4 protein-coding genes are annotated in these 5873 nt (G+C 65.4%); all 4 read right to left on the reverse strand.

The features are described 5' to 3' along the window. Window positions 1-242: TetR/AcrR family transcriptional regulator (locus tag ABS88_RS00540; protein ID WP_286748652.1), on the reverse strand; the 242-nt coding region annotated here is incomplete at its 3' end. A gap of 48 nt (window positions 243-290) precedes the next feature. After that, window positions 291-1850 carry an AMP-binding protein gene (locus ABS88_RS00545; protein ID WP_286748653.1) on the reverse strand — a complete coding sequence of 520 codons (1560 nt, stop codon included), beginning with the start codon at window positions 1848-1850 and terminating at the stop codon, window positions 291-293. Continuing rightward, window positions 1847-3487, reverse strand: a complete 1641-nt coding sequence (locus ABS88_RS00550; protein WP_286748654.1) for a carboxylesterase/lipase family protein — start codon at window positions 3485-3487, stop codon at window positions 1847-1849. The genes ABS88_RS00545 and ABS88_RS00550 overlap by 4 nt, the downstream gene beginning before the upstream one ends. Before the next feature lie 23 nt (window positions 3488-3510). Then, window positions 3511-5811, reverse strand: coding sequence for a TonB-dependent receptor (locus ABS88_RS00555; protein ID WP_003038911.1), 2301 nt, complete (start codon window positions 5809-5811; stop codon window positions 3511-3513). Window positions 5812-5873: the final 62 nt, after the last annotated feature.

A 5873-nucleotide genomic window follows, 5' to 3' on the forward strand; every position in this document is an offset into this window, starting at 1 on the left:
TCGATCGTAACGACGGCGCGGCGCGCGAAAACGGCATCGAACAGCGTCTGCTTGTCGTCGAAATAATAGTTCAGCAGCGTGTGGTGGACGCCGACCTGCTTTGCGACATCCTTCAGCGTGACGCCGTGAAAGCCATGCTTCGAAAACAGAAGTTCGGCGACGTCGAGAATCTGCTCCATCATTTCGGCGCGCTGCTCCGCCTTCGATGGCCGCTTTGCCGCAGTCTTTGCCTTCGACGCCAAATTCACTTCCTTCCGGGGCTTCGTTCAATCGGGTGCGACCGCGTGGGCCTACACCTGTCCATATTCCGCCCGCAATTGCATTTTGTCGATCTTGCCCGTCGGCGCGAGCGGCATCGCGGCCAGACGCACGACGGCATCGGGAACCCACCAGGATGCGACGCGGCCATCGAGCGAACCCAGCAGATCGGCATCGCTGATCGCATCGTCGCAGGTTTCGACGAGCAGGATCGGCCGCTCGCCCCATTTGGGATCGCTGCGTCCGATCACCGCGGCGAGCGACACTTGTGGCAGCCCCGCGACGATCGCCTCGATCTCGGCGGGATTGATCCACTCGCCGCCCGATTTGATCAGATCCTTGGCGCGCCCGGTAATGGTCAGATTGCCCCCGGCGTCGATCCGCGCGAGGTCGCCGGTGTCGAACCAGCCGTCGGCATCGGTCGCCGGCTCGCTCTGCCCGAAATAGCGTTCGACGACCGAACCGCCGCGCACGCGCAAATGCCCCTCGGCACCGCGCTGCTCGGCGAGCGCCCGCCCGTCGCCGTCGGTGAGCAGCAGGTCGATCCCCATCGCGGGGCGCCCCGACAGATCCGGTCGCCGCGCCGGGTCGCCCGGCAGCGCCGCCGTCCCCAGCGGCGACAACTCCGTCATGCCCCAGCTCGTCTGCACCTCGACACCCAGCCGCCGTTCGATCCGGTCCATCAGCGCCGGCGGCATCGACGACCCGCCGACCAGGATACGCTCAAGCGTCGGCACCTCGCCGCCCTCGGCCTCCAGATGCTCGACCAGCCCCAGCCACACCGTCGGCACGCCGACCGCCGCGGTAACGCCTTCGGCCCGGATCAGCCGGGCAAGATGCGCGCCGTCGCTGTGCCGTCCGGGCAGCACCAGCTTGGCGCCGACGGCCGGTGCGGTGAAGGGAATTCCCCACGCATTGGCATGGAACATCGGCACGACGGGCATCACCGCATCGCGCGCGGTAATGCCGAGAACGTCGGCCTGAAGCTGGCGCATCGTGTGAAGATAGCAACCACGATGCGTGTAGGTGACGCCCTTTGGCGCGCCCGTGCTGCCCGATGTAAAGCACAGCCCCGACGGGGTATTCTCGTCGAAATCGCCCCACGCAACATCTGCGGAAGCCCCTGCGATATGCAGCTCGAGCGCATCCTCCCCTTCGGCCTCGTCGAGCAAAAGGATGCGCGGCGGCGCGCCGAGGCCGCGCGTCGCGTCGCGTGCCAGACCCAGAAGGTCGGCGCTCGCCAGCAGCACCGACGCTTCCGACTGGCGCAGCATCGACCCGAGCTGCGCCGGGGTCAGGCGCGGGTTGAGCGTGTGACAGATCGCGCCCATCCCCATGATGCCGTACCACGCCTCGACATGGCCCTGTGTATTCCAGGCCAGCGTCGCGACCCGCGCGCCCTTTGCGATCCCGAGCGCCGCCAGCGCCGCTGAAATGCGCAGCGCACGACCGCGAAGCGCCGCATAGGCGATGCGCCGGACGCCGCCGTCCAGTCCCGCCGACACCACTTCGGCGCCGGGATGCCATTTCGCGGCATGGGAGAGGAATTTGTCGAGCGTCAGGGCATAGGACTGCATCGAACCGTCGATCATTGGCACCCCTCGGCCTTCGGCGGCAGCGGCGGCGCGATGATGCCGACGTTCCAGTTCCACGCTATATCGCCCGCCGCGCGGCGGCGGCAGACCACCGCCTCGTGCAGCGCCGCGGTGCCGGGGAAGAGATTATGGCCAGCGCGCGGTGTGTCCGCGAAATGCAGAAAGCCGCGATCGTCGGCATAGTCGGGCCAGTCCGGCCAGCCCTTGGCCTGCGGCTTGCCGGTCGCGGCAAAGCTCGCCCAATAATCGCCCATCGCTTCGCTGAGCTTGCGCTCGGCCAGCGTGTCGGGAATTTTCGGCCACAACGGCGGGGTGCGCGACGCGGTGCCGAATACATAGGGCAGTTCGGACGCGTGAAAGGCGTGGAGATTCCACTCCTGGGTCGCGGGATAGCCATGATCGAAGAGATAGAAATAGGCGCCCTTGCCCGCCGCCGCCTGGTCGGAAACCAGCCGCTCGGCGGTCCAGCCGTACATCGCATCGCGCGTCGCCGCGAGCATGCTTTCGTCGATGTTCTTGGCCGGATAGCGCGCGAGGAACATGTCGGCGAACTCGCCATAGCCAGCGCGAACCGCGGCCTCATAAGCGGCCGCATCGGCCGGCGGCTTCGGCAGGAGAAAGCGCAGCGACCGGATTTCGCCGCTGTTGAAACCCGCCAATATCGGCACCGGCGCCTGTTCGCCGCGATCGAAGCTGTCGACGAGCTGGCGCGGCACCGTCTTGCCGTCGATCGCCGGAAAGGGGAAATAGCCCGTCGTCGGCACCTTGTCGGCGATCGTCTCGGCGGGCAGCGCCCGCAGCGCCGCAAGGTCGGTCGCCCCAAGCTTGGCGGCCAGATCACTCCCCTGCTCTTCGGCCGGAACCATGCCGTTGACCCGGTCGCGCAGTGCGGGCGCCGACACCATATAGGCGCTCTGTGCCACCGCCTTGGCGAACAGGCCGCGCGCAGCGGGTGCCGTCATCAGATACATGACGCTGAGCGCACCGGCCGATTCGCCCGCGACGGTGACATTTGCCGCATTGCCCCCGAAGGCGCCGATGTTGCGTTTCACCCATTGCAGCGCCGCAATCTGGTCGAGCAGGCCGTAATTGCCCGACACATGATCGGGCGCCTCGGCGCTGAGCGCCGGGTGCGCGAAATAGCCGAACATGCCGAGCCGATAGTTGATCGTCACCACGACAATCCCGCGCCGCGCCAGCGCGCTGCCGTCATAAAGCGGTTCGGCACCCGATCCCGCCATCAGCGATCCACCGTGTATCCAAACGAACACCGGCGCATTTTTCGCATTTTCGGGCGCCCAGACGTTGAGCGACAGGCAATCCTCGCTCATCGCGGGCAAGCTTCCCGCATAGATATTCCCGGCGCGCGGCTTGGGCTGCATGCACGCGGCACCGAACTGACTTGCGTCGCGCACCCCGTCCCAGTCCGCCGCCGCCACCGGGGGGCGCCAGCGGCGCTCCCCGACGGGGGCCTGGGCATAGGGAATGCCGCGGAATATGCGGACGTCGCGTTCCGCAACGCCGCGCACGCTGCCCGCGGGGGCCGCGACCACCGGATCGGCGTCCGCCGCCGCCGCGATCGGGGCCGGGAGAAGAAGCGAGAGCGCGAGCGCGCAGATCCGCAAGCGGGGCATGATGTCTCTCCTGCTCCGGCCGATCAGAAGCGATAGTCCGCGCGAACGCCGACGGTGCGCGGGCGCATCCGGGCGTAGCGACCGTCGAGGAAGGCTTCGGGATGGACGTAGGTGATCGAACTGTCGTTGAAGAGATTTTCGACATAGGCGGTCAGCCCGAGCGCGCCGAGCTTGACCCCCGCGTAAAGGTTCACGTTGGTCCAGGCCTCGGTATAATCGAAGGTCGGGCTGACCACATTGGGCTTGCCCGGCACGTTGGGGAACTGGTTGGGGAATGACCCCGCATGCGACACGTTCACCGCGCCGAAGCCGCTGTTGCTGCCGGCCATCTGGAAATCATAGCGCAGCGTTGCCGAGCCCTGGAAATGGGGCGAGGCCAGCCGGGTGCCGACTTCGGCGCCCGAAATGGCCGCCTCGACCGCCGTCAGCTTGGTAACCTTCGCCTCGTTGAACGATCCGTTGACCGCGAGGCTGAGGCCCTGGATGGGCCGCGCCATGATCTCGAACTCCAGACCATAGCTTTCGGCGCCGCCGATATTGGTCGCGAACTGGATCGAATCCGACACGCGGTTCGCCTGGACCTGGATATTCTTCCAGTCGATATAATAGGCGGCCAGATTGGCGGTCAGATCGCCGCCCAGCCACCGGCCCTTCAGCCCGGCCTCATAGTTGGTCACGCTGTCCGAACGGGCGCCGCTGGGGATGACGATATCATTGGGGTCGATCGTGCTTACCAGCCCGGCGCGCGCATTGACCACCGGGGTGCGGAAGCCAGTCGACACCGTGACATAGGTCGTCAGATCCTCGCTCGGCTTCCACGACGCGCTCGCCTTCCACGACAGGCGGTCGTCCGAAACCTTCAGCCCCTCGGCATAGGGGATCGAGGTGATCGCGAGCGGCGGCACATAAAAGCCGCACGCCGCCGGGAAGGACAGGCAATAGGCGATGGTCAGATAATTGCTGTTGTAGCCGCCGCCGCGGGTGAAGCTTTGCACCTGCGTATTGCCGTAGCGCAGCCCGCCGGTGATCCAGAATTTGTCGCTGAACTTGTAGGTCAGCTCGCCGAAGCCCGCGACCTCGCTCTGGTCGGTATAGCTGTTGAAGCGCTGATAATATTCGTCGGGCAGCCCGACGATATTCTTCGCCGCCAGATATTCGGGGCTCGACCGGTAGGCGAAATCGACGCTCCGGCGCTTGTCATAATAGAAGAAGCCCGCAACCCACTGGAACGGCCCGTCGCCGCGCGAGACGAGCCGCGTTTCCTGAACGAACAGATCGTCATAACCATAGGCGTCGAGCGCGAAGGGGAAGGCCTGCGCATAGGTGCCGGCCAGGTCGACATAGAAGGACGCATCATAGGTCGACAGCGTCGTCGAACTGATCAGCTCGGCGAAATCAAACTCGTAATTGACCGTGAGATTATAGTTGGTGAGCTTGCCCTGAAACAGGTCGGGCCGGTCCGAATTGCGCACGAACTTGCCAAGCGTTGGGTTGATCAGGCCCGAATCGGCGGGCTTGCTGTTCTCATAGGAAATGAGCAGCTTCACCTTCATCCGGTCGCTCGGCCGCATCAGCAGGATCGCGCGGCCGCCATAGGCTTCAAGGCTGTTCGAATCCTTGATCCCGGTGCCGATATTGTCGACCCAGCCGTCTTCGTTGCGATAATAGCCGGTGATGCGAAGACCCATTTCGTCCTGCATGATCGGCACGTTGACCATCGCATTATAGCGCTGGCGCAGCGAACTCGATCCCGTCAGCCCCAGATCGACGCTCGCCGATGCGGCAAACGCGTTGAGGTCGGGGCTCTTCGTAATGATCCGCATCGCACCCGCCAGCGAGTTCGATCCGAACAGCGTCCCCTGCGGCCCGCGCAGAAACTCGACGCGCTCGACGTCGTAGAGATTGGGATCGAGGATGGTCGAATTGCCGTTCGCCGAGATCGGCAGTTCGTCGACATATATGGCAACCGCACTCTGCAGCCCCGCCGAATAGCCGTTGGTGTTGATGCCGCGGGCAGTGAAATTGTTGAAATTCTGCGTCGGACGGTTGACGACGATGCCGGGCGTATTCTGCGCGATACCTTCATAACCGACGATGCCCAGATCATCGAGCTCGCGCTGGCCGAACGCCGTGACGCTGAGCGGCACGTCTTGCAGCCGTTCGCTACGGCGCGTCGCGGTGACGATGATATCTTCGCTGGGCCGCGCGCCGTCCCGTGCCGCCTCGTCGGCGGGCGGCGGCGCGTCGGACGACTGGGCCTGGGCAGCAACGGGTAGCGCGAACAGGGCGACCGCCGAAGCGGACACGAGCAACGGTGCCTTCATGAAACCTCTCCCTCCTGGACGGCCTTATCGAAGCCGTCTCTGCCGCGGATTTATGACCGCGG

This window comes from Sphingopyxis sp. SCN 67-31, assembly GCF_001725095.1.